The organism is Fluviibacterium sp. S390, assembly GCF_049800695.1.
Taxonomy (GTDB): domain Bacteria; phylum Pseudomonadota; class Alphaproteobacteria; order Rhodobacterales; family Rhodobacteraceae; genus Meridianimarinicoccus.
In genome coordinates, this window is the sequence record NZ_JBNAFN010000001.1 from 326478 (window position 1) to 350642 (window position 24165).

Annotated in this window: 24 protein-coding genes and 1 tRNA gene; 12 read left to right on the forward strand and 13 right to left on the reverse strand. The window is 65.1% G+C overall.

The window, feature by feature from the left end; genetic code table 11:
* Positions 1-16: 16 nt before the first annotated feature.
* The 12 genes from ACP15K_RS01585 to ACP15K_RS01640 all read right to left on the reverse strand — a co-directional run bounded on the left by ACP15K_RS01585 (position 17) and on the right by ACP15K_RS01640 (position 13183).
* Complete coding sequence (locus ACP15K_RS01585; protein ID WP_193139643.1) at positions 17-982, reverse strand: ABC transporter ATP-binding protein; 966 nt, start codon at positions 980-982, stop codon at positions 17-19.
* Positions 979-1974: an ABC transporter ATP-binding protein gene (locus tag ACP15K_RS01590; RefSeq protein WP_193139645.1), complete on the reverse strand. Its 996-nt coding sequence runs from the start codon at positions 1972-1974 to the stop codon at positions 979-981. The genes ACP15K_RS01585 and ACP15K_RS01590 overlap by 4 nt, the downstream gene beginning before the upstream one ends.
* A 1-nt stretch (position 1975) precedes the next feature.
* Positions 1976-2929: an ABC transporter permease gene (locus tag ACP15K_RS01595; protein ID WP_193139647.1), complete on the reverse strand. Its 954-nt coding sequence runs from the start codon at positions 2927-2929 to the stop codon at positions 1976-1978.
* Complete coding sequence (locus tag ACP15K_RS01600; protein WP_193139649.1) at positions 2929-3912, reverse strand: ABC transporter permease; 984 nt, start codon at positions 3910-3912, stop codon at positions 2929-2931. Before ACP15K_RS01600 ends, ACP15K_RS01595 begins: the two co-directional genes overlap by 1 nt.
* Before the next feature lie 108 nt (positions 3913-4020).
* Positions 4021-5586: an ABC transporter substrate-binding protein gene (locus ACP15K_RS01605; RefSeq protein WP_226925631.1), complete on the reverse strand. Its 1566-nt coding sequence runs from the start codon at positions 5584-5586 to the stop codon at positions 4021-4023.
* 193 nt (positions 5587-5779) lie between these two features.
* Positions 5780-7357, reverse strand: coding sequence for an ABC transporter substrate-binding protein (locus ACP15K_RS01610; protein WP_193139650.1), 1578 nt, complete (start codon positions 7355-7357; stop codon positions 5780-5782).
* 323 nt (positions 7358-7680) lie between these two features.
* Positions 7681-8409: a ribonuclease activity regulator RraA gene (locus ACP15K_RS01615; protein ID WP_424989643.1), complete on the reverse strand. Its 729-nt coding sequence runs from the start codon at positions 8407-8409 to the stop codon at positions 7681-7683.
* Positions 8410-8412: 3 nt separating this feature from the next.
* The gene (locus ACP15K_RS01620; RefSeq protein ID WP_193139654.1) at positions 8413-9105 is read right to left on the reverse strand and encodes a FadR/GntR family transcriptional regulator; all 693 of its coding nucleotides are present in this window, start codon (positions 9103-9105) and stop codon (positions 8413-8415) included.
* Positions 9106-9473: 368 nt separating this feature from the next.
* Positions 9474-9550: transfer RNA gene (locus tag ACP15K_RS01625), tRNA-Arg, on the reverse strand.
* Between the two features lie 57 nt (positions 9551-9607).
* Positions 9608-10999: a sensor histidine kinase gene (locus ACP15K_RS01630; RefSeq protein WP_424989644.1), complete on the reverse strand. Its 1392-nt coding sequence runs from the start codon at positions 10997-10999 to the stop codon at positions 9608-9610.
* A gap of 31 nt (positions 11000-11030) precedes the next feature.
* On the reverse strand, positions 11031-12446 hold the full coding sequence (locus ACP15K_RS01635; protein WP_424989645.1) for a dihydrolipoyl dehydrogenase family protein: 1416 nt from the start codon (positions 12444-12446) through the stop codon (positions 11031-11033).
* A gap of 2 nt (positions 12447-12448) precedes the next feature.
* Positions 12449-13183, reverse strand: coding sequence for a TVP38/TMEM64 family protein (locus tag ACP15K_RS01640; RefSeq protein WP_193139660.1), 735 nt, complete (start codon positions 13181-13183; stop codon positions 12449-12451).
* A 265-nt stretch (positions 13184-13448) separates the two neighbouring features.
* Between ACP15K_RS01640 and rpmH the strand changes: the two genes are divergently transcribed.
* Genes rpmH through yidD form a run of 3 tightly spaced genes read left to right on the forward strand, consistent with a single transcriptional unit; the run spans position 13449 to position 14259 of the window.
* On the forward strand, positions 13449-13583 hold the full coding sequence (gene rpmH / locus ACP15K_RS01645) for a 50S ribosomal protein L34 (RefSeq protein ID WP_012177012.1): 135 nt from the start codon (positions 13449-13451) through the stop codon (positions 13581-13583).
* A gap of 17 nt (positions 13584-13600) precedes the next feature.
* Complete coding sequence (gene rnpA, locus ACP15K_RS01650) at positions 13601-14041, forward strand: ribonuclease P protein component (protein ID WP_394355438.1); 441 nt, start codon at positions 13601-13603, stop codon at positions 14039-14041.
* Positions 14038-14259, forward strand: a complete 222-nt coding sequence (gene yidD / locus ACP15K_RS01655; protein ID WP_193139662.1) for a membrane protein insertion efficiency factor YidD — start codon at positions 14038-14040, stop codon at positions 14257-14259. The genes rnpA and yidD overlap by 4 nt, the downstream gene beginning before the upstream one ends.
* Before the next feature lie 171 nt (positions 14260-14430).
* Here yidD and ACP15K_RS01660 read toward each other — a convergent pair whose 3' ends face one another.
* Entirely contained in the window at positions 14431-15384 is a 954-nt protein-coding gene (locus ACP15K_RS01660) for an alpha/beta hydrolase (protein ID WP_424989646.1), read from the reverse strand.
* Positions 15385-15507: 123 nt separating this feature from the next.
* On the opposite strand from ACP15K_RS01660, the gene ttcA reads away from it, so the two are divergent.
* The 9 genes from ttcA (at position 15508) to ACP15K_RS01705 (ending at position 24134) form a co-directional block, all read left to right on the forward strand.
* Positions 15508-16365 carry a tRNA 2-thiocytidine(32) synthetase TtcA gene (gene ttcA, locus ACP15K_RS01665; RefSeq protein WP_193139666.1) on the forward strand — a complete coding sequence of 286 codons (858 nt, stop codon included), beginning with the start codon at positions 15508-15510 and terminating at the stop codon, positions 16363-16365.
* Positions 16366-16453: 88 nt separating this feature from the next.
* The gene (locus tag ACP15K_RS01670; protein ID WP_424989647.1) at positions 16454-17980 is read left to right on the forward strand and encodes an EAL domain-containing protein; all 1527 of its coding nucleotides are present in this window, start codon (positions 16454-16456) and stop codon (positions 17978-17980) included.
* A 123-nt stretch (positions 17981-18103) separates the two neighbouring features.
* Positions 18104-19933 (forward strand): membrane protein insertase YidC, encoded by a 1830-nt coding sequence (gene yidC / locus ACP15K_RS01675; RefSeq protein ID WP_193139671.1) that lies wholly within the window; start codon positions 18104-18106, stop codon positions 19931-19933.
* Positions 19930-20670, forward strand: a complete 741-nt coding sequence (locus ACP15K_RS01680) for an MOSC domain-containing protein (RefSeq protein WP_424989648.1) — start codon at positions 19930-19932, stop codon at positions 20668-20670. The genes yidC and ACP15K_RS01680 overlap by 4 nt, the downstream gene beginning before the upstream one ends.
* On the forward strand, positions 20667-21308 hold the full coding sequence (locus ACP15K_RS01685; RefSeq protein ID WP_193139675.1) for a CatB-related O-acetyltransferase: 642 nt from the start codon (positions 20667-20669) through the stop codon (positions 21306-21308). Before ACP15K_RS01680 ends, ACP15K_RS01685 begins: the two co-directional genes overlap by 4 nt.
* The gene (gene yihA / locus ACP15K_RS01690; RefSeq protein ID WP_424989649.1) at positions 21305-21955 is read left to right on the forward strand and encodes a ribosome biogenesis GTP-binding protein YihA/YsxC; all 651 of its coding nucleotides are present in this window, start codon (positions 21305-21307) and stop codon (positions 21953-21955) included. Before ACP15K_RS01685 ends, yihA begins: the two co-directional genes overlap by 4 nt.
* A 156-nt stretch (positions 21956-22111) precedes the next feature.
* The gene (gene argB / locus ACP15K_RS01695; RefSeq protein WP_226925632.1) at positions 22112-22978 is read left to right on the forward strand and encodes an acetylglutamate kinase; all 867 of its coding nucleotides are present in this window, start codon (positions 22112-22114) and stop codon (positions 22976-22978) included.
* Entirely contained in the window at positions 22975-23643 is a 669-nt protein-coding gene (locus ACP15K_RS01700; protein WP_193139679.1) for a ferredoxin, read from the forward strand. Before argB ends, ACP15K_RS01700 begins: the two co-directional genes overlap by 4 nt.
* Entirely contained in the window at positions 23628-24134 is a 507-nt protein-coding gene (locus tag ACP15K_RS01705) for a SixA phosphatase family protein (RefSeq protein ID WP_193139681.1), read from the forward strand. The genes ACP15K_RS01700 and ACP15K_RS01705 overlap by 16 nt, the downstream gene beginning before the upstream one ends.
* Positions 24135-24165: the final 31 nt, after the last annotated feature.

Sequence of the window (24165 nt, forward strand, 5' to 3'; positions counted from 1 at the left end):
CGAAGCGGGGGCGCAGCTATTCCGCCAGGTGGCAGGCAACGCGGGTGCCGTGCACCTGCCGCATCTCGGGCCGTTCGCGGGAACAGCGGTCCACCGCAATGGGGCAGCGCGGATGGAAGGCGCAGCCTGACGGCGGGCTGATCGGATCGGGGATTTCGCCTTTGGGCGGCTCCACCTCCCGGCCAAACCCATCCATCTTCGGCGCAGCGGCAAACAGCATCTGCGTATAGGGATGGCGCGGCGTTTCGAACAGCGCGTCGGCAGCGGCTTCTTCCACAAGACGGCCCAGGTACAGCACGCCGATGCGGTCGGCCATATGTTGCACCACGGTCAGGTCATGGCTGATAAACAGATAGGTCAGACCGAATTCTTCCTGAAGATCGCTCATCAGGTTCAGCACCTGCGCCTGCACCGACACGTCCAGCGCCGAGGTCGGCTCGTCGCAGACGATCATCCGCGGCTGCGAGGCCAGCGCGCGGGCAATGCAGATCCGCTGACGCTGTCCGCCCGAAAACTCATGCGGATACTTCGCGGCATCGGCGGCGTTCAGGCCGACCTGGTCCAACAGGCGTTCGGCCAGACCGTTGGCCTTGCCGCCGCGCGCGGTCACCGGTTCGTTGATGATGTCGCGCACCCGCCAGCGCGGGTTCAGGCTGGCAAAGGGATCCTGAAAGATCATCTGGATCTCGGACCGGGCGGCGTCGATCTTCTGCGCGTCGGTTTCCGAGGCCAGGTCGATGCCGTCGATCTCGACCGCCCCTTCGGACGGCGGCAACAGCCCCACGACCATCTTGCCGATGGTGGATTTGCCCGAGCCGCTTTCGCCCACCAGCGCATAGACCGTGCGTTCCTCGATCTCCAGGCTGACATCCGACACGGCGGTCAGCATGGCCTTCGGCAGCCGTTCGATCAGCCGGTTCAGCAGGGGTTTGGAGACGTCGAAAACCCGGCTCAGGCCGGAAATGCGGACCAGCGCGGTCATGCGGACTCCTTGGCGGATGCGTCGATGGGAAACCAGCAGGCGGCGCGTCCGTCGCAGCTGTCGATATGCGGGCTGTCACCGGCGGCGCAGCGCGCGGCGGCGCGGGGACAACGGGGATGAAAGGCGCAGCCTTCGGGCAGCGCGCCCAGTCGCGGCATCGAGCCGGGGATCTGGTTCAGCCGCCGTTTGCCTTGCGATGCCAGCGGGGTCGAGGCCATCAGCCCCGCCGTATAGGGATGGCGCGGCGCAGTCAGAACCTCGCGCACCGGACCGATCTCGGCCAGACGCCCGGCATACATCACCGCCACGCGGTCGGCGGCCTCGGCAATCACGCCCATGTCGTGGGTGACTAGCATCACCGCCGTGCCCCTTTCGCGGCACAACCGCCGCAACAGCGCGATGATCTGGGCCTGCACCGAGACATCCAGCGCGGTTGTCGGCTCGTCAGCGATGACCAGCGTCGGCTCGGCACAGAGTGCCAGCGCGATCACCACCCGTTGCCGCATCCCGCCCGAGAACTCGTGCGGATAGCTGTCCACCCGTTCAGCGGCGGCGGGGATGCCCACCTCTTCCAGCGCGGCGATGGCGCGGCGGCGGGCCTCGGACTTGCCGACATTCAGATGCTCGATGATGGTTTCGCTCAACTGGTCGCCGATGGGCAGCAGCGGGTTCAGCGATGTCAGCGGGTCCTGGAAGACCATGCCGACCTCGCGCCCGCGCTTGCGGCGCATCTGGCTGCGCGACAGGTTGTCGATGCGGTTGCCGTTCAGCCAGACCTCGCCGCCGGCGATATGGGCGGGCGGCGACAGCAGGCCGATGACCGCATTGCCGGCCATGGATTTCCCGGCGCCGGATTCGCCGACCACGCCCAGGATCTCGCCCGGCTGGATGTCATAGCTGACCTGATCGACAGGCCGCAGGATGCCATGGCGGGTCGGGATCTCGACCACCAGCTTGCGGATCGACAGGGTGGGTTGCATGCTTTCACTCATGTCACTTCAACCTCGGGTTCAGCGCATCGCGCAGCCAGTCGCCCAGCAGGTTCACCCCCAGCGCCAGCGCCAGCAGGATCACCGAGGGGAACAACAGGATCCACCATTCGCCCGAGAACAGGTAGCCCTGCCCGATGCGGATCAGCGTGCCCAGCGACGGTTGCGTGGGCGGCGCGCCGATGCCCAGGAAGCTGAGCGTCGCCTCGGCGATGATCGCCAGCGCCAGCGAGATGGTGGCGATCACCAGCACCGGCGACAGCACGTTGGGCAGGATGTGGCGCATCATGATCGCCGGGCCTGACCGTCCGATCAGCCGCGCCGCCTGCACGTATTCCTTGCTTTTCTCGACCATGGTGGCGCCGCGCACGACGCGGGCGAATTGCACCCAGTCGGACAGGCCAATGGCGAAGATCAGCACCCAGATCGCCATCTGGTCGCGATATTCCACCGGGGTGATGCCCTTGGCGATGCCGAAGATCAGCATTGCCACAAGGATCGCCGGAAAGGTCAGTTGCACATCGGCGATGCGCATGATGACCGTGTCCACCCAGCCGCCCAGATAGCCGGCCAGCAGCCCCAGCGTGATGCCAAGTGTCATGGCGAACATCACCGCGGCAAACCCCACGAACAACGAGATCCGCAGCCCGAACAGGATGGTCGAGAACACGTCGCGACCCTGATCGTCGGTACCCAGCCAGAATTCGTCACCGGTGAAGGCGTTGGGCTCCATCGGCGGGGTGAAGCCGTTCATCAGGTTCAGCGAGGCCGGGTTGAACGGATCATGCGGCGCGATCAACGGCGCGAAGACCGCCGAAAGCACCAGCAGCAGCACCAGGCACAACGAAATCACTGCCAGCGGCGCGTGGCGGAACGACCACGCAAGGTCGCTGTCCCAGGCCCGGCGCAGGGCGGATGGGCGGCGCGGCGCGGGCGTGCTTTGCGGTAGGTCCGACATCAGTGCCCCCTCTTGCTGGAATCGCTGCGCAGGCGCGGATCGATGGCCACATACAGCAGGTCGACGATCAGGTTGATGCCCACGAACATCACCGAGATCAGCATCAGATAGGCCGCCATGACTGGGATATCGACGAACTGGATCGCGTTGATGAACAGCAGACCGACGCCGGGCCACTGGAACACCGTTTCGGTGATGATGGCGAAGGCGATGATCGAGCCCAGTTGCAAACCAGTCACCGTGATCACCGGCACCAGCGTGTTCTTCAGCGCGTGGCGAAAGTTGACCGAGCGTTCACGCAGGCCGCGGGCGCGGGCAAAGCGGATGTAGTCCTGCCGCAGCACCTCCAGCATTTCAGAGCGCACCAGCCGCATGATCAGCGTCATCTGGTAAAGACCAAGGGTGATGGACGGCAGGATCAGCGCCTTCAGCCCGCTGGTGGTCAGAAAACCGGTACTCCAGCCCCCGATCATCACCGTGTCCCCGCGCCCGAAACTGGGCAGCCAGCCCAGTTCGACCGAGAACAGATAGATCAGCAAGATGCCGATCAGGAAGGTTGGAAGCGAAACCCCGACCAGGGATAATGTCATGACGGTGCTTGATAAGAGCCCGCCGCGCCGGATCGCGGTCAGCACCCCGAAGCCGATGCCGAAGGTGATGGCGAACAGGCCCGACACGGCGGCCAGTTCCAGCGTTGCGGGCGCGCGTTCCAGCAGAATGTCGGACACCGGGCGGCCCTGCCGGTAGGAGATACCGAAATTGCCTTCGGCGGCCTGGCTCATGAACTTCCAGTATTGCACCGGGAAGGGATCATCCAGCCCCAGCACATCGCGCAGCCGTTCGATATCGGCTTGCGTCCGCTCTTGCCCCAGCATGTTGTCGATGGGATCGCCCACGAAGCGGAACATGGAAAACGCCACCAGTCCCACGACCAGAAGGACGAGGACCGATTGCAGCACACGACGGATGATATAGGCGAGCATCGCACCCCCAGAATGTGCGGATCACTTTGATCCGCGTATGCAGACCCGGTCAAGCTTTGCCCGGTCGGATCTGCCTTGTGTTGCCTTTGACGCAGCGTTGGTCGGCGCTCAGTTCACCGTGACCCAGCGCAGGATGAAGAAGTTGTCCGGGCGTTGGGTCAGCGCGATATTGCTGGCCGCCCCCCAGAGCAGCGGTTGCACGTAGAGCGTCACATAGGCCGCCTCGTCCTGCAGGATCGCGGCGACCTCGTCCAGCATCGCCTGCCGCTTGGTGTCGTCGATCTCGGACTGGATCAGCGGCAGCAGTTCGTCCACGCGCGGGTTGGAATAATCGCCGAAGTTCCAGCTGCCCAGCTTCTTTTCGTCGTTGGGCGTGGCGGCCAGGAAGCGGATCGGATGTTCGGCATCGAAGGTGCCCGGCGACCAGCCCAGCAGGAACATGTCGAAATTGTCCTCGCGCAGCTCCGGCCAGTAGCCGCGCACCGGCATCGCATCCAGCTGCGCCTCGATCCCGATTTGCGCCAGCATCGACACCACGGCCTGACAGACGCTTTCGTCATTCAGGTAGCGGTCGTTGGGACACTTCAGCCCGAAAGAGAACCCGTCCGCATAGCCCGCCTCGGCCAGCAGCGCGCGGGCCGCCTCTGGATCGAAGGCCGGACGCGCCGCCAGATCCTTGGAAAAGCCGCGCATCGACGGGCTGACCAGTTGCGAGGCCGGTTCGGCATTGCCGCGCATGATGGTTTGCAGGATCGCCGGCACGTTGATGGCATGAGCCACGGCCTGCCGCACCCGCACATCGCGGAACGGGTTGGGGGCGCCCTGATCGGTGCCGTATTTCAGGGTTTCGGCCTGATGCGCGAAGCCCAGCATGATGACACGGGCCTCGATGCCCTGGATCACCTGCACATCAGGGCTTTGCGACAGACGGGCGGCATCCTGGATCGGCACCGGGTTGATCATGTCGATGTCACCCGACAACAGCGCCGCGACGGCAGTGGCCGGGTTCTGGATCGGGGTGAAAGTGGCGCGGGTGACGTTGTGTTCGGCCGTGTCCCACCAGTCCGCGAAGGGCTCCAGCACGGTTTCCAGGCCGGGCTGGCGCGCCGCCACGCGGAAGGCGCCGGTGCCATTGGCGTTCAGGGTGGCATGGTTTTCGGCTTCCTTGGCGGGCCGCTCGGCAGCGTTGTCCGCCGCCCAGCCGCTGTCCATGATCATCCAGTTGGCGATGCTGTCTGGAAAGATCGGGTTGGGCGCGGTGGTCAGGATATCGACGGTATAGTCGTCCACCATGGTGACCCCGGCCACGGGCGCGAACCAGCTTGAGGTATCGGCCTCGGGGGACGACGCGCGCTGATAGCTGAAGATCACGTCCTCGGCGGTGAAGTCGGACCCATCGTGGAAGGTTACGCCTTCGCGCAGGTGAAAGCGCCAGCCCTCGCCGTCGCCAATGGGCTCCCACGCCGTGGCCAGCGCCGGTTCGATGGCCATGTCCTTGCCGCGGCGGACCAGCCCTTCGTAGACGTTGTTGAGAAAGCCCAGAACCGCCGCCGTGTTCACCGCATGCGGGTCCATGGTCTGCGGATCGGTGGTCGAGGCCCAGCGGAATTCGGCGGCCGCGACTGGTGGGGCAAGGGTTGCGGCCAGTCCGGCGGCAAGCATCAGGGAACGCATGGTCAAATCTCCTCTGGTCGTCGTGGCCGCCAGGCCGGGGGGCCAGCTTGGACATCCGGCGCACCGCGCGTCATCTCACGTCACCGTGAAGCCGTCTGCGGCAGCCGAAACGTCTTGGCGGTCAGAAACACGTGAAATCCCCCGTTGCCGGGGGATTTCGAACGGGATGTCTCCCGATTGGGCAAACGCCCTGTCACTCGATGGTGACGTATTTGATCTTGGGCTGATCTTCGGGATCGGGGTTGACCTTGACGTTGGCCTTGGCGCCCCAGTTCAGCACCTGGTGGTGGATCGGCAGATACAGGGTCTCGGCCTGCACCACGTCCCAGATGTCGCTGATGGTGGCATCACGTACGGTCAGATCGGTTTCCGAAGCCAGCGACTGGATCTTGGCATCCAGTTCCGGGTTGGCATAGCCGGTGGCGTTCCAGGATCCGCGATCATCGCCGCGGCTGTGGACCAGGAAGTTGAAGATGTATTCGCTGTCATAGGTCGGAACACCCCAGCCCAGCATGTAGAAATCCGTGGTGCCATTGGCGATCAGCGGGAAGTGCTGCGCCTTGGGTTTGGCATCCAGGTTCACGGTGATGCCGATCTGGGCGAACATGCCCACGACCGCCTGACAGATGCCTTCATCGTTGATGTAGCGATCGTTCGGGCAATCCAGCTGGAGCGAGAACCCGTCACCATAGCCGGCTTCGGCCATCAGTTCCTTGGCCTTGGCGATATCGGTGGCAGGCACGGCGTCCTTCTCGGCGGTCCAGCCATTGACGAAGGGCGGCGCGATCATGCCGGCGGGCTGCGACTGGCCACGCATCACCACCTGCTTGATGGCGTCGCGGTTGATGGCCATGTTCATCGCCTGCCGCACGCGGGCGTCGGCCAGCGGGTTTGCGCCTTCCACGTCGTCACGCTCGATGTCGGCGGCGCCCATGTTCAGGCCCAGGAAGATCACCCGGTTCTGCGGCGCGGTGCGCACCTCAAGCCCGTCGGTTCCGGCCACGCGGCCCAGATCCTGCACCGGCACGTCCTGGATCAGATCCACCTCGCCCGACAGAAGTGCCGCGACACGGGTCGAGGCGTTCTGGATCGGGGTGTAGATGATCTCGGTCACCTCCAGCGGGAACTGGCCCTTGCCCCAATAGTCGGGGAATTGCTTGAGCACGGTCTTCACGTCCGGCTCGCGGGTTTCAACCATGTAGGCGCCGGTGCCATTGGCGTTCTTGGCCGAGAACGTGTCCTCGCCGCCTTCGAAGTCCTGCACCTTCTCGGCGTTGTTCGCCTTGGTCCAATCCTCGTCCATGATGAACAGGTTGGTCAGGTTGTTGGGCAGGATCGGGTTCGGCCCGTCGGTTACGAATTCCACCTGGTAGGGGCCGGTGGCGCGCACTTCGACGATCGAGTTCAGCAGCTCTTTCATGTCGCTGTCTTCGGTCTGGGCGCGCTGGAACGAGAACACCACGTCCGAACTGTCAAAGGCCGCGCCGTCGTGGAAGGTCACACCTTCGCGCAGGTTGAAGACCCAGACATTGGGATCATCGGCCTTGGGCGCCCAGTCGGTCGCCAGCGCCGGTTCCGGGGTGCCGGTGGCATCGCGGATGATCAGCGGCTCATAGATCTGATGGGCGATCGTGTGGGTCGGGCCTTCGTTCTGGGCGTGCGGATCGAGCGTCAGGCTGTCGCCGGCGCGGGCCCACCGCAGGGTCTCTGCCTGCGTGGACAGTGCCGTGCTTGCCAGAAGCGCCGCCGCGAGAAGAGTCGTCTTTTTCATTGTTTTGAGCTCCCTGTTTTTGTCGGGGCAGACTGTCACACCCATGGCCCCGCGCAAGGGGTGACCTTTCGCAAGGCAAAAAACGTTGGGTAACTCTGTGCTTTTCGTGTTCACAATTTCGTCATCTCTGCCCCGGACAGTGCAGAGACGCGCGCTTGCAGCTTGAAAAATGCGTGTCGAGGGCGCACCGGATCGCGGCGCACACGACCCCCGCCGGACCAGACCAGGCAGGCAGCCTTGCGTGCCGATCATCAGTATCGGATCGGCCTGCCGCCGGGTTTCCCCGGCGGCGGTTCAACCGATCATGGTTGTCGAAACGGGCCTCACAGCCCCTTTTCGGCCTTCCATTTCTCGAACTTTTCCAGGTTTTCCGGCTTGGTGGCCGGATAGAGGCCGATGATCGTGGCCCCGGCCCGCACCTCTTCCAGAACGAAATCTTCGTACAGTTCCATCGGTCCGGCCTCTTCGGCGATCTGGTCGGCCATGTGGCGCGGGATCACCATGACGCCATCGCCATCGCCGACAACGATGTCACCGGGATAGACCGGGCAGGTGCCGCAGCTGATCGGCACGTTCAGATCGACCGCATGATGTTTGGTCAGATTGGTCAGCGCACAAGGGCCCGCAGCATAGACCGGCATGTCCAGCGCCGCCGCGCCATCGGCATCGCGCACACCGCCATCGGTGACAACGCCCGCACCGCCGCGCACTTCCAGCCGAGTCAGCAGGATCGAGCCTGCCGAGGCCGCCGAGGTGTCGCCGCGGCAATCCATCACCAGCACATGGCCTTCGGGGCATTGTTCGATTGCCTGCCTCTGCGGATGGTCGGGCTTGCGGAATTCGGTCACCTGGTCGGTGTCCTCGCGCGCCGCGATATAGCGCAGGGTAAAGGCCGGCCCGACCATGCGCGGCTTTTGCCCGCCCAGCCGCCCGACCCCCTGAACGAAGGCATTGCGGATGCCATGCTTGTACAGAAGCGTGGCGATGGTCGCGGTCGAGGTGTTGCGCAGCGTGTCCAGCGTACCGGACGAAACGGGAGCAAGATCAGTCATGGGTTATCCTTCGAAGAGTCGGTTCAATGCATTGCCAAGATGGGTGGCCATGGCTTCGGCAGCAGCGTCGCCATCGCCCTTGCGGATGGCGTCGCAGACACGGCGATGTTCGTCCTGCACCCTCACGAGACGCGGGGCTTCGGACATCAGAGACAGCGTTCGGTTGATCGTCATCCCTTGGGCGATATGCGGCCGCACCTGCTCCAGCCCGGCCACGAAAAAGCGGTTCTGGCTGGCGCGGGCGACAGCCATATGAAAGCCTAAGTCTTGCTCCATCCCGGTTTCGCCCCTGACGTTGGCGCTGTCCATGGCCGCGATCTCGGCCTCCAGTCCACGCAGATCGTCGCGTGTGCGGTTCTGCGCGGCAAGGCGCGCGGCCTCGGATTCCAGCCCGATCCGGAACCTGAAGCACATCTGCAGATCCTGAATGCTGGTCAGGGGCGCTATGCGGGTGATGCGCTCGGCCGCGTCCTGAACATAGGCCCCGGAACCGCGACGCGAGGCGATCATCCCCTCCTCGCGCAGCCGCGCCAGCGCCTCGCGCACGGTGGGACGCGAGACCCCGTATTCCGTCGCCAGCGCGGTTTCCGAGGGAAGTTTCTCTCCGCGCGCCAGTCGCCCGGCCGCGATACCTTCGGCCAATTGCCGATAGATCTGGTCGCTGCGCCGTTCCGTGCTGTCGGATCCACCGTCCAAGGTGTCCTGCCCCTACTGTTTCGGGGCTCACCCTATGAACATCGCCGCAATCAGTCAAACAACTTTACGATATGCCCGACAGATTTCGAACCTGTCACACAGATGCGCGGATCGCAGAACCGACACGGCCTTCGGCTCCGGGGTCTCGCCGGGCAAGAAGATTGAACCGAAGAAGGGCGCCCCCCGGTTCAGGCAACACAGGGGTAAGACAGGGGCAATCACGCCACCGGGACGGGCTGTGTCTGCGGCGTGGTCAGTCGGCAACCGACGGCGTTTGTCGCGCCGCAACCCGCACGAACCGAAGGGCGATAGCCACGGCGTGCCGCACCCGAATTATCGGGAGATTTCAGTTGGATATGGAAGGGAAGTGGCGCGCTGGGGAGGATTCGAACCCCCGACCCCTTGATTCGTAGTCAAGTACTCTATCCAACTGAGCTACCAGCGCGTAGGGCGTCCTTCTAGTCGCGGCCTTGGGGGACTGCAAGCAAAAAAATGAAGTTTTCTACGCCGCCAATCCGCTTTCGCCGCGCGGCAGCGTCAGCAGGAAGACGGTGCCGCTGTCATCGCTGCTTTCCAGCGTCAGGGTGCCGCCGTGGCCGCGGGCCAGTTCAGCCGCGATGACCAGGCCCAACCCGGTGCCACCCTTGGTGAAACTGCCCTGAAACGCCTGAAACAGGGCCTCGCGTGCCTTGGGGGGCAGCCCCGGCCCGGTGTCGGCCACGGTGATGGTCCAGGCGGTTTCGCTTTCGTCGGCATGGACCGTCACGGTGCCGGGCGCCCCGGTGCTGGCAATGGCCTGCCGCGCATTGCGCACAAGATTTCCCAGGATGCGCAACAACTGTTCCGAGTCGCAGCGGATGATCTGCGCGGGCGGCACTTCGTTGACATAGGTGATCGAGCCATCGGTGGCCGCGATGCGTTCATTGTCAAAGACCTCCTCGACCAGATCGTACAGCGGATGCCGGTCCAGCTTGGGCGGCGGCTCTTCGGCCTTGCCGAAGGCCAGCGTGGACTCGCACAGGTTGACCGCCCGGCTGATCGAATTGACCAACTTGGGGGCGGCGCGCTGCACGCGGGGATCCTTGGACCGCTCCATGGTGTCGGCGAACAGCTGCGCCGTGGTCAGGATGTTGCGCAGGTCGTGGCTGACCTTGGCCACCGCGCCGCCCAGCTGTGCCAGCCGATCCTTCTGCCGCAGGGCTCCGGTCAACTGGGTCTGCAGCGATTGCAGCGCCAATTCCGCGTCGCGCAATTCGCGCACCTTGGTGCGCGGGTTGATGATGTGGCGCACGTCTTCCGGGGCGGCGGCGTATTCCTTCATGTGGGTCACCACATGGCGGATCGGCAGCACCATCATCCGGCGCACGGCGAAGAACAGCAGCCCCGCCGTCACCGCCGAGATCAGGGCCGACAGCCACAGGATGCGCAGGCCATAGTCCAGCATGGCCGCGCGCAGGGGCGCCGCATCCATCGTGACCTCGATCAGCAGGCCGGCCGCGCGGGTCGGGTTGCCAATCACGCGGATGATCTCGTTCTCGCCATTGAGCAATTGCATCATGGCCTCGCCGATCAACCGGGCGGGGGGCGCTTCGCGCAGGTCATAGGTCGCGGCGATGGGTGCGGGCAGCGGCGAGGACAGCATCAACTGCCGCATCTCGTTGCGGCGCAGCACGACGTTATAGACCTCGGCGTTTTGCAGAAGCTCGCGCTCCAGTTCCGGCGCGATCATATCGTCGGCCAGCAGCACCAGCGAGGCGATCTGCGCCCGCTCCAGCCGCGCCAGAAGATAGTCTTCGCGGAACCGGGCTACGGACGGCACAAAGATCAGAACTTCGGCCAGCATCACGAACAGGATGGTCAGGACAAGAAAACGGCCTGATAGAGTATTGAACATGCCCGCCCTGATCCTGGTCCGTGCCACGGTGTTACGGCAAAAAGCGCTGAATCGCCCGGACAATCCGCTTCACCATCGGGTTTTCGAACAGCCGGGGAGAGAAATAGGCCCCGGCCGCGCGCTTTCCAGCTTCGCTCATGGTCGGATAGGGGGCAACCATATTCGTGACCGCGCTGAGTTTCAGCTTGTTGGCCAGCACCAGCGCCCAAAGCGCGATCTGTTCGCCCGCCTGTGGCCCGACGATGGAAACGCCCACGGGCCGCCCTTTCACCACCATGACCTTGGTCAGCCCGGTGGTCGTGCCTTCCGCAATGGCGCGATCGTTGCCGGACAGGTCGAACCGGGCGACCTCCAGCTTGTCGCCATGCACCGCGCGAGCCTGGGCCTCGGTCAGGCCGATCTGGGCCAGTTCCGGATCGGTATAGGTGACCCAGGGGATATGGTCGGTGCGCACCTTGGCCGGCAGCCCGAACAGGGCCGACCGGATCACGATCCCGGCGTGGTATCCCGCCACATGGGTGAACTGCATCCCGCCCGCCACATCGCCGATGGCATAGACCCGGCGGTTCGAGGTGCGCAGCCCGGCATCCACGGTGATGCCCGTGCGATCATGGTCGATCCCGGCGGCTTCAAGGTTCAGCTTGTCGATATTGACCTGCCGCCCCACCGCCACCAGCAGGTGCGTGCCGGTGATCGGCCCTTTCGAGGTTTCCACGGTGATCCGGCCTTCGAAGTCCCAGACCGACCCGGCCTCGGTGTCCTCCAGGATCTCGATGCCTTCACTGCGCAGCCGATCCAGAACGATGGCGGCCAGTTCGGGATCATCCTTGCCGAATGCCGTCGCGGCTTCGATCACCGTCACCGCGCAGCCCAGCCGCCGATGCGCCTGCGCCATCTCCATGCCGATGGGCCCGCCACCGATGATGATCAGATGCTCGGGACGGTCGCGCAGGCTGAAGATGGTTTCATTGGTGTGATAGGTGACGTCGTCCAGCCCCTCGATGGGCGGCACGAAGGGACGTGATCCTGTGGCGATGACAAAGCGGCGCGCGGTGATGCGATGCTCCCCGACCTCGACCTCGGTCGGCGAGACAAAGCGCCCGAAGTCGCGGATGACGCGCACCCCCAACCCCTCGAACCGCTCCTGGCTGTCATGCGGGGCGATGGTGGCGATGGCGGCATCCACGTGGTCCTTGGCGGCGGCGAAATCCACCTGCGGAACCACCGGGGTGACCCCATAGGCCGCCCCCTGCCCCATTGCATGGGCGCGTTTGCCCGCCGCCAGCAGCGCCTTGGAGGGCACGCAGCCATAGTTCAGGCAGTCGCCGCCCATCTTGTGGCCTTCCAGCAGCACCACGTCGGCGCCCATCTGGGCCGCCCCCGCCGCCACCGACAGCCCGCCAGAGCCAGCCCCGAGAATGCACAGATCGCACGAGATGGTTTCCATGGTCAGATCCCTTTCCTGCCGCGCAGCGCCTTCAGACCCATCGGCAGCGCCGCCAGCGCGCACAGGCCGAGGATCGGCAGCAGCACATGCGGCTCGAAGATCACGCCAAGGTCCGGGGTCGCGCCGCTGGCAAAGACCTCGCCCAGACCGGCGCCGACCGAGGTATAGACCACCGCGCCGGGGATGATGCCCAGAAAGGTGGTGACCACGAAGCGAAAAAGCGGCACGCCCACCAGCGCTGGCACCAGGTTGGCCACGAAGAAAGGCACCGCCGGCACCAGCCGGATCAGGAACAGCATTTCCCACTGGTTTTCGTCGATGCCCGTCTTGATCCGCCCGACGGTGCCTTTCGAGGCATCCATCCGCGCCGCCAGCCGATCGCCCAGCCCCCAGCGCGCGGCCAGGAAGATCGCTGTTGCGCCAAGGGTGGCCGCAACGATGTTGAACAGCGCGCCGGGAAAGGTGGCAAACAGGAACCCGCCGGTCAGGGTGGCAATGGTGGCACCGGGCAGGCTGAAGGCTACGATCAGTGTATAGAGCGCGATGAAGGCCGCGACAGTGATGGTGTAGTTGGCGTCGCGGAACGCCAGCAGCGCCTCGCGGTTGGCCGCCAGCGCCTCGAAGCTGAGCACATCGCGCAGGGTAAAGGCGCCAACCGCAGCCACCGCCACGATCACCGCCAGCGGCAGCCACCGTTTCAGGGGACCAAGGTTTTCAGTCGTGGGAATGTCGCTCATGCCGGTGCCCTTTGCCAACCCATGCCTTGGACATGCCCCCTTTGGAGCGGTCGCGGAAGCCCCTCTCACGGGCCCTTGATCTTCTGTAGGGGATTGTGAGCCAGGGCGGTTTTTCTGTAACAATCGCGGAAAGGGCGGAAAAACCCGCCAGATTTCCGGCCAGCGACGTTGACGGGCGCGGGATTAGGCTCTAGGAGCGGGGCTTCGAATTCCGATGCCCGCGAATCCCGTTCGCGGTCCCGCACAAGAAAATGGAGACGGCGCGATGAAACGCACCTTTCAGCCCAGCAATCTCGTCCGCAAGCGGCGTCATGGTTTCCGCGCCCGTATGGCCACCAAGGCCGGTCGCAAGATCCTGAACGCCCGCCGCGCCCGCGGCCGGAAGTCGCTCAGCGCCTGAGGGCGTTGGCTCCGTCCATGACGGTGCCCGAGTTGACCGTGGAACAGCCTGATATGGCCGCCTCGCCTTGCGACGGCGGCCTTTCTGCCGTTTGCCATCCCATCCAGACCCTGCGCCAGCGCACCGATTTTCTGGCGGCGTCGCGCGGGCGCTATCGTGCCATGCCGGGATTTGTCCTGCAGGGCCGCAAAAGGCGGGACGGTGAGGCCGAGGGCGATGTGATCCGCGTGGGCTTCACCTGTTCAAAGAAGGTCGGCAATGCGGTGGCCCGGAACCACGCCAAGCGCCGCCTGCGCGCCTTGGCGCGCGAGGTGATCGCAGAACAGGGCAAGCCCGGCTGGGACTACGTGCTGGTGGGCCGCAAGGACGCCACCGCCCAGCGCCCCTTTGCCGAGATGCAGGGCGATCTGTCCCGCGCCCTGACCAAGATCCACGCCCCTAAAGCCGCCCGCACATGAGCCCGCTGGCCCATGTCGTCGCTTTGCCGGTGCGCGCCTACCGCCTGTTGCTGTCGCCCTGGGTCGGCCACGGCTGCCGATTCCACCCCACCTGTTCGGCCTATGCGTTGGAGGCCCTTGCCGCCCACGGGGCCATCAAGGGCAGTTGGCTGGCCGCCCGGCGCATTGCCCGCTGCCATCCATGGGGCGGATCGGGCATCGACAACGTCCCGGACTGACCGCTTCTGACTTCTGGCAGTGCGAACTTCTTGCCTCCGGCGGGAGTATTGCCCCCAAGAAGAACGAGGCGCGCCCGGAGTTCGGGCGGGGCAGCGGTTCAGATGCGACCCGGCGGAGCCCCAAGCGATCTTTGCAAGCCCGCAATGCCCCGGGACGGGCGCTCCGGTCCGTCAGGGTTTCAGGATCAGCTTGTCGCCCAGACGTGCGCGCGTGGGAATGTTGTGCCGGTCGGTGTCCCCGAGGATCGTGTAGAAAGCGTCGCGCATGAACTCGGTGTCTTCGAAATAGAAGCGGTGTCCGGCCAGATCGTCTTTCTTGAAGGTTTCGGGCAACGCATCGAACCTCTCGGTGCAGCTGATGTTGACGGCCTTGTCGGGGGCATCGTCGGGCAGGCCGATACGACCGGCGCGGGGCGACACGCCGATGCGTTTCACGTTGGACAGTTTCAGCGCATTGTCGAAGTGGTTGTAATAGTTGGTCAGACGCGCGCAGTGGCGATAGAGCGATGAGGACTTCGAACTGTCCGCCGCAAGCGAGCCCGCCGAAATATCGGCGCCGAACAGCAGAACCTGGCTGACAGCCCAGCTTTTCGCCGCCAGCTGGCGCCGGTCGTCAGCATCGTCGAAGGCCTCGCGCACCACGTAGGTGCCCATGGAATGCGCCATGATGTGCAGGTTGATCTCGCAATCGGGGCGCTGCAGGCGCACGAAATTGGCGATGCCTTCCTTGACCAGCTGGTTGGCTGTCTGCTTGGCATCCCAGCGATCCTCAAGATAGTTCAGGGCGCTGTCATCCGAGGGCCAGTCAAAGCTGACCACGGTGCCTTCGAAACCGAAGTCCTGAAAGCACTTCTTGATGAACCGATGCCGGGTCACCACCGCGTCCAGAGAATTGTTGAATCCATGCACGTAGACCACGATATCGCCGACATCCTCGCCGGTGATCGGGTTGACCCGCCCCGTGCAATCCTCCTGCACTTTCTTGAACCAGCTTGCGCGGCTGATCTTGTGGTCCAGGTCGTGGACCTTGGCGTCATCCGGCACTTCCAGGAAATGCGCCGGGCCGGGTTCGGGCAGGAAGGCCCCCTTGCGGATCTTGCGGACGGAAAAGATGTAATCGGGCATCCTGCTCTCTCTGAAATCGGGGTTTTCGCTTACCTTAGGCAGGGGACACGCGGGGCGCGAGGAAATTCACCGGTTCGCGCGGGAACGCTTGATCTGTTGCGGGCGCGGGTTTAGGGGCTGGCCATGCTTGATGATGCCGATGACATTCACCCGCTGTTCCACGGTGCGCCCAAAACCACCGAATTCCGCAAGCTGCGGAAGCGGATCGTGCGCCATGCCCGCGAGGCCATCGAGCAATATGGCATGATCGAACGCGACGCCCGCTGGCTGGTCTGCCTGTCGGGCGGCAAGGACAGCTATACCCTGCTGGCGGTGTTGCACGAACTGAAATGGCGCGGGCTGCTGCCGGTCGAGATCCTGGCCTGCAACCTGGACCAGGGCCAGCCGGGGTTTCCCGCAACCGTCCTGCCCGAATTTCTGGAGCGCATGGGCGTTGCGCATCGGATCGAATACCAGAACACCTATTCCGTGGTGATGGACAAGATCCCCCAGGGCCGAACCTTCTGCGCGCTGTGTTCCCGCCTGCGGCGCGGACATCTCTACCGGATCGCGCGCGAGGAAGGCTGTTCGGCGGTGGTGCTGGGCCATCATCGCGATGACATTCTGGAAACCTTCTTCATGAACCTGTTTCACGGCGGGCGGCTGGCCACCATGCCGCCGAAACTGGTGAACGAGGAAGGCGATCTCTTTGTCTATCGTCCGCTGGCGCATGTGGCCGAGGCCGATTGTCAGAAATTCGCGCAGGCGATGGGATATCCGATCATTCCCTGTGATCTGTGCGGCAGTCAGGACGGGCTGCAACGCCAGCAGGTCAAGCAGATCCTCGATGGCTGGGAGGCCAACGCCCCCGGCCGCCGGCAGGTCATGTTCAGGGCGCTGATGAACGCGCGGCCCTCGCATCTTCTGGATCCCAAGCTGTTCGATTTCGCCGGGCTGACGCGCGGGACGTCCGAACCCGCAGATCCGGACAATTTGATCTAATTCCGTCCCAGATCGCGCCGTTGCATTAACCTTCCCCAAAGGCCGCCACCCTAGCGTCACCTGAAACGCTTGGCCGAAGGGGAACGCGATGCCGGTTCCGGGACAGACACTGCCCTCAGGGATACATTTCCTCGCCTCTGTCGTTCGGGGGCAATGGGGGCTGGCGGCCTCGGCCCCGCTTCTGGCGCTGTTCTGGTATCTGAAATCCGGTGACGTGGCCTGGGGGATGGCCCTGTCGGGCCCAGTGGTGCTGGCTTTGGCGTGGCTTCCCCTGTGGCGGGCGGGGCATCGGCTGGCGCAACTGCCGCTGGCTTCGCCACGGCAACGCCTGATCCGGGCGCTTTGCGCCGACAGGGATGCTGCGCAGGGCCAGACTGTCTGCATCCTGCTGAACCTGGACGACACGCCACGCCTGCTGGAACGGTATTCCCCCGCAACGCTGGACCGGACGATGGACGCGCTGGCGGACCGGGCCCAGCAGACGCTGCGCGACCAGGATCATTGTGCGGCGCTTGCGCCAGGGCTGATCGCCATCGCGATGGCCCCAGCGGCGCGTTACGACTTGGAAACCGCGCTGCAAATCGGTGCGCGGCTTCAGGCCAGGCTCTCCGATCCGATCCCCGTGGGCGAGGATCCGCAGCGGTTGTCCTTCTCGGTGGGCATTGCGCTGTCGGCGCAGGTCGCGTCCGGATCCGGGGACGCGGTCCTGGCCGCGGCAGAAACCGCCCTGAAGCGCGCGCAATACGCCGGTGCCGGATCCATCCGGGTCCATGATCCCGCCCGACCGGTGCCGCAGGTGCCCGACACCGCGCGCATCACCCGCGCTCTGGACGCTCTGGAAAGCGGGCAGATCCGCCCGTGGTTTCAGCCGCAGGTGTCCAATGATACCGGCGACATCAGCGGGGTCGAGGCGCTGGCCCGTTGGGTTCATCCGGATCGCGGCCTTCTTGGGCCCGCCGAGTTCTTCCCCGAGATCGAAGCCGCCGGCCGCTTCGAACGCCTGGGCGAAGTCATGCGCCGCCACGCCTACCTCGCGTTGAAAACCTGGGACACGGACGGCCTCGACATCCCCGGTATCGGCGTCAACGTGACCCTGGCCGAACTGCGCAACCCGGCCTTCGCGGACAAGATCGCCTGGGAACTGGATGGCTTCGATATTCTGCCGCACCGGCTGACGCTGGAAATCCTCGAATCCGTGGTCTCCGGCACCTCCGGGGATGTGGTGGCCCGCAATATCCAGATGCTCGCCTCCTATGGTTGCGGGTTGGACCTTGACGACTTTGGCACCGGCCATGCCTCGATCACCTCGCTGCGGCGCTTCCCGGTGGGCCGGATCAAGATCGATCGGTCCTTCGTCACCGGGGTGGATCACGACCGGAACCAACAGCAGATGATCTCGGCCATCGTGACCATGGCCGAGCGACTGGATCTGGATGCCCTGGCCGAAGGCGTGGAAACACCCGGCGAGCACGCCATGCTGGCACAGTTGGGCTGCACCCATGTCCAGGGCTACGGCATCGCGCGACCGATGCCCCAAGACGATTTGCCCGCCTGGGTCCACGAGTTGCGCCATCGCCTGCCCAAACCCGCCCCATTGCACCGGAAACTGGGCTGAACCACCGATTCGCGGCGCGCTCATTCACGACATTGCAGAGGCTGCGGCCTAAAACCGCTTGACCTTTGTCCGGTGCGCCTGTTGAACCTGCCCGCAATCCCAAGTTTCGAGGCGGTGTTCTACATGGACAATCAAAACAAGAATATGATTCTGGCGACGGCACTCAGCTTCCTGGTGATCCTCGGCTGGTTTCTGCTCTTTCCGCCAGAGGAACCGCCGGTCCAGCCCCAGCGACCCGCGGCCGATTCCACCGCGCAGGCGACGCAGGATGGCATCGCCATTGCCCCGCCTGCCGGCGGCACTGCGGCCCCGGCCCCCGGAGCCAGCCCCGTCGAAACGCGCAGCGCGGCCCTGACCGCTTCCGAGCGCCTGACCATCGACACCCCCGAGCTCAAAGGCTCCATCGCGCTGACCGGCGGCCGGCTCGACGATATCGCGCTGAAGGATTATCGCGACACGATCGAACCCGACAGCCCCAACGTCACGCTGCTGTCCCCGGTGGGCGGTTCACATGCCTATTATGCGCTCTATGGCTGGGCGCCCGGCGCGGGTCTGACCTTCGAACAGGTCCCCGGGGCCAACACCCCCTGGTCGCTGGTGAGCGGCGACAAGCTGACCCCCACCAGCCCGGTCACACTGGAATGGGACAACGGCGCCGGCTTGACCTTCCGCCGCGTGATCAGCGTCGACGAAGAGTATCTTTTCACCGTCACCCAGTCGGTCACCAACGCCAGCGAAACCGCCCAGCGACTGGCCCCTTACGGCATTGTCGCCCGCCATGGCGAGCCGGAACTGACCAACTTCTTCATCCTGCATGAAGGCGTCGTGCGCATGTCCGACGGCACGCTGGAAGAAATCGAATACGGCGACATGCCGGATCTCGACTACGTCGACCGGGAAGCCGCCCGCGCCGAGATCATCGACGTGGCCGCCAACGGCTGGATCGGGTTCACCGACAAATACTGGATGACCGCGCTGATGCCGGCCCCCGGCCAGAATTTCCTGTCGGTCGCCAAATACGTCGCCAACGCCGACATCTACCAGACCGAAACCCGCCTGCCGACCCAGACAGTGGAACCCGGCCAGACGGTCGAGGTGCAGACCTTCCTCTTCGCCGGGGCCAAGGAATGGGAAACCATCAAGCACTACGAGCAGGATCTGGGCTTCGAAGGCTTCGTCGACAGCATCGACTGGGGCTGGTTCTTCTTCCTGACCAAGCCGATCTTCCAGCTGCTGCACTTCCTCAACGGCATCATCGGCAACATGGGCTGGTCGATCATCGTCCTGACCCTGATCATCAAGGCGCTGGTCCTGCCCCTGGCCTGGAAATCCTATTCTTCGATGGCGAAGATGAAGGAACTTCAGCCCGAGATGGAGAAGCTGAAGGAACGCTGCGGCGACGACAAGCAGAAGATGCAGCAAGAGATGATGGCGCTCTATAAGAAGGAAAAGGTCAACCCGGCCTCGGGCTGCCTGCCGATCATCCTGCAGATCCCGATCTTCTTCTCGCTCTACAAGGTGATCTTCGTCACCATCGAATTGCGCCACGCGCCGTGGTTCGGCTGGATCCGCGACCTGTCAGCGCCGGATCCCTCGTCGATCCTGAACCTCTTCGGGCTGCTGCCCTACGGGGTGCCCGATCCCGGGTCGATCTTTGCGATCGTGTCGCTGGGCATCCTGCCGATCTTCCTCGGCGTCTCCATGTGGCTGCAGCAGAAACTGAACCCGGCACCCACCGACAAGACCCAGGCCATGATCTTTGCCTGGATGCCCTGGATCTTCATGTTCATGCTGGGCAGCTTCGCAAGTGGCCTGGTGCTGTACTGGATCGCCAACAACGTGATCACCTTCTCGCAGCAGTACTTCATCATGCGCACCCACGGCTTCAAGCCAGACATCCTGGGCAACATCCTCTCGAGCTTCAAGAAGAAGGCCGGAGCGTCGAAGGAATGACCCACAGGCTCGCCGCCATCTGGCGTCACCCGATCAAGGGCATCGGCGCCGAGCCTCTGGAAACCACCCAACTGACCCCGGATCGCCCCCTGCCGGGCGACCGGGCCTGGGCTGTCCTGACCGGTGACGCCACCGACACCGGTGATTGGCAGCCCTGCCGTAACTTTGCGCGCGGTTGCTATGGGCCCGAGCTGATGGCAATCACCGCGCGCACCATCGGCGATCGCATCCATCTCAGCCACCCCCGGCATACGGACCTGATCATCGATCCCGCAACAGAAGGTCCGCGCCTGATCGACTGGCTGCGCCCGCTTTACCCCGCCGAGCGCCCGGCCCCGACACGGGTGATCAAGGCCCCACCAGAGGGGATGAGCGATGCCCCCTTCCCTTCGGTTGCCATCCTGGGCCGCGCCGCGCTGGACGCCCTGGGCGAGGTTGCGGGCCAGGCACTGGACATGCGGCGGTTCCGTGGCAACCTCTGGCTCGACGGGTTGGCCCCGTTCGAGGAACTGGACTGGGTCGGCCGCACCCTGCGCATCGGCAGTGCCGAGCTGCGCGTGGACGAACGCATCACCCGCTGCCGCGCCACCGAGACCAACCCCGACACCGGCACCCATGACGTGACCACCCTGCAACTGCTGCGCCGCCACTGGGGTCACATCGACTTCGGCATCAAGGCCGTGGTCACCAAGCCCGGCGCCATCGGGGTGGGCGACACGGTAGAGGTGTTGGCATGAATGCCCCCGACCCCGATGTCCTGCACCCGATGCCCGGCATCGACCAGGTGGTGTTCCTGCGTCCGCTGGCGAAAGACCGGCCCAACGTCTCGGTTGGTGCCTTCACCTACTACGACGACCCGGACGGGGCAGAACACTTCTTCGACCGCAACCTGCGCTATCACTTCGATTTCGTCGGTGACCGGCTGGTGATCGGCCCGTTCTGCGCCCTCGCACGCGGCGCCACCTTCATCATGAATGGCGCCACCCACGCCATGGGCGGCTTTTCCACCTTTCCCTTCAACATCTTCGGCCACGGCTGGGAAGAAGGATTCGATCCGGCCAGCTGGGCGGCGGAGAATCGCGGCGACACGGTGATCGGCGCCGACGTCTGGATCGGCACCGAAGCCCTGATCCTGCCCGGCATCACCATCGGCCCCGGCGCCATCATTGCCGCCCGCAGCGTCGTCACCGCCGATGTGGCGCCCTACACCGTGGTTGGCGGCAACCCAGCGCGCGAAATCCGCACGCGGTTCGATGCCGGTACCGTCGCGCGCCTGCTCGCCATCGCCTGGTGGGACTGGCCGCTCGACAAGCTCACCCGAAACCTCGACGCCATTCGCGGCGCCGACCTGGCCACGCTGGAGGCTGCCCGATGATGCTGCCCTTCCCCCTCGCCCCCGAGCCCGACGACATCACCGCCGAAGCCGCGCGCAAGTTCTTCGCCGGCGAGACCACCTTTGTGAAAGGCGTGGTCGCCATGTCGGGCCTGCCCGCCGCCGACCGCGCCGAGGTCTGCTTCGCCGGCCGTTCGAACGTCGGAAAATCTTCGCTGATCAACGCGCTGACCGGACGCAAGGGGCTTGCGCGCGCGTCCAACACCCCAGGCCGCACGCAAGAGATCAACTTCTTTGAACGTGACGACCTCTACATCGTCGACCTGCCTGGATATGGCTTTGCCAACGCGCCCGTCGCGGTGGTCGAGAAATGGCAGCGCCTGCTGAAATCCTATCTGTCGGGGCGCCAGACCCTGCGCCGCGCCTTCATGCTGATCGATTCGCGCCACGGCGTGAAACCGGTGGATGAGGAAATCATGACCCTGCTGGACAGATCCGCCGTGCCCTTCCAGGTGGTGCTGACCAAGGATGACAAGATCAAGGAAAAGGATCGCGACCCGATGCTGGCGCAGGTGCGCAAGGCGCTGTCCAAGCACCCCGCCGCCTTTCCCGAACTGATCGCCACCTCCTCGGAAAAGGGCCTCGGACTGCCGACCCTGCGCAGCACCATCCACGGCCTGCGCGACTGACGCGCCGACGCCCTGCAGCTGACCCAGCGGCGGCGGCTTCTTCTTGGCGAAAATACTCTCGCCGAAGGCCCCGGCCTGCCAGGGGCGATCCACATCGGCCTCTTGGCAGCGCCCGCGCAACATAATAACACCGGCGGACGCTTCTGGATCCCGATGATGAGAAAACGAACCGACATGACCCGCGACTGGATCGCCACCGCCCGGACCCTGTCCGAGGCCCTGCCCTACCTGCAACGCTACGAGGGCGCGACCGTCGTCATCAAGCTGGGCGGCCACGCGATGGGCAGCGACGAGGCGATGGACGGATTCGCCCGCGACATCGTGCTGATGAGCCAGGTCGGCGTGCATCCGGTCATCGTTCATGGCGGCGGCCCGGCCATCAACGAGATGCTGGGCAGGCTCGATATCCAGTTCGAGTTCGTCAACGGCAAGCGCGTCACCAGCCAGCCGGTGATGGACGTGGTGGAAATGGTGCTTGCGGGTCTCGTGAACAAACGTGTCGTGGCCGCGATCAACCGCCAGGGCGGGCGCGCGGTGGGCCTGTCGGGCAAGGACGCCAACCTGATGATCTGCCGCCAGACCGATCCGTCCCTCGGCTTCGTCGGCACCCCGGAACAGATGAACACCGACGTGGTGCGCACCATTTTCGAGGCCGGCATGATCCCGGTCATCGCGCCGATCGGCGCCGATGCCGAAGGCCACAGCATGAACGTCAACGGCGACACCGCTGCCGGGGCCATCGCCGGGGCGCTGAAGGCGCATCGCCTGCTGCTGCTGACGGACGTGCCGGGCGTCAAGGATGCCACGGGCACTGTCGTGACCGAACTGACCGCGGGGCAAATTCGCGAGATGACGGCGGACGGCACCATCGCCGGGGGCATGATCCCCAAGACCGAAACCGCGCTGGCGGCCCTGCAAAGCGGCGTTCGGGCGGCCGTTATCCTGGACGGGCGTGCCCCCAACGCCTGCCTGCTGGAACTCTTCACCGATCACGGTGCCGGGTCGATCATCCGAAGCGCGTGACCGGCCCGGCTGCCTTTCAGCGGGCCCTTGCGGACTGCCAGTTGTTGCAGGCGGCCCATGTGCCGCTGGAAGCCAGCGACGGCATGCCGCCGGATTTCACCAGCATCGCCCTTGTCGCGCCGCAGGAACCCGGCTTCTGGACCCTGGCCCAAACCGCGCCCGAGATGCGCGACGGCCTGTCCGACCCGCTGGATCGGCTCTCGCGGCGGCTGGTGACGCCGGTGGCGGCCTCGGTCGGGGGGATGGCCCTGTTTCCCTCCGATGGCCCGCCCTATCCGCCTTTCGTGTCCTGGGCGCTGCGCAGCGCCCGGATCTGGGCCGCGCCCATGGGGCTGCTGGTCAGCCGCACGGCCGGGCTTTGGGTGTCTTTCCGGGCTGCCGTGGCGTTGCCCTGGGCGGCGCCCGCCCAGCCCGCCGCGGCCAGCCCCTGCGACACATGCGCGGCGCGTCCCTGCCTGTCGGCCTGCCCGGTATCCGCGTTCAGCGCCGATCGGGGCTATGATCTTGCCGCCTGTCATGGTTTTCTGGATCGCGCGGCAGGCCAGGACTGCATGACACGGGGCTGCGCCGCACGCCGCGCCTGCCCGCTGGGGGCCGCCTCCGGGCGTCACCCCGACCAATCCGCGTTCCACATGAGAGCCTTCCACCCATGCCAAAACGCCTGATCCTGATGCGCCATGCAAAGTCCTCGTGGCAGGACACGGACCTGGACGATCACGCCCGGGTGCTGAACGCACGCGGGCGGCGCTCCTGCGACGCGATCGGCCCCTGGCTGGCGGCGCGCGGCCATGTGCCCGACCAGATCCTGTGTTCCGACAGCGCCCGCACCCGCGAGACATGGGACCGGCTGGCGCCGCACTTTCCGCCCACGCCCACACCGGCGCTGATGCCCGAATTGTATCTCGCTTCGGCCAAGGCCCTGCGCACGGCGCTGAGCGAGGCCAGCGGCGACACCGTGATCCTGCTCACCCACAACCCCGGCGTCGGAGATCTGGCCGCCCAGCTTGTGCAAGCCGCCCCGGCGCATCCGCGCTTCGACATCTATCCGACGCTGGCCACGCTGGTGTTGGAATTTCCCATCGACGCCTGGTCCGACCTGAAGCCCGGCACGGGCAAGGTGCTGGACTTCATCGTCCCGCGTGAATTGACGGACTGACCCGACGCTTCGGGAACCGCAGCCAATGGTC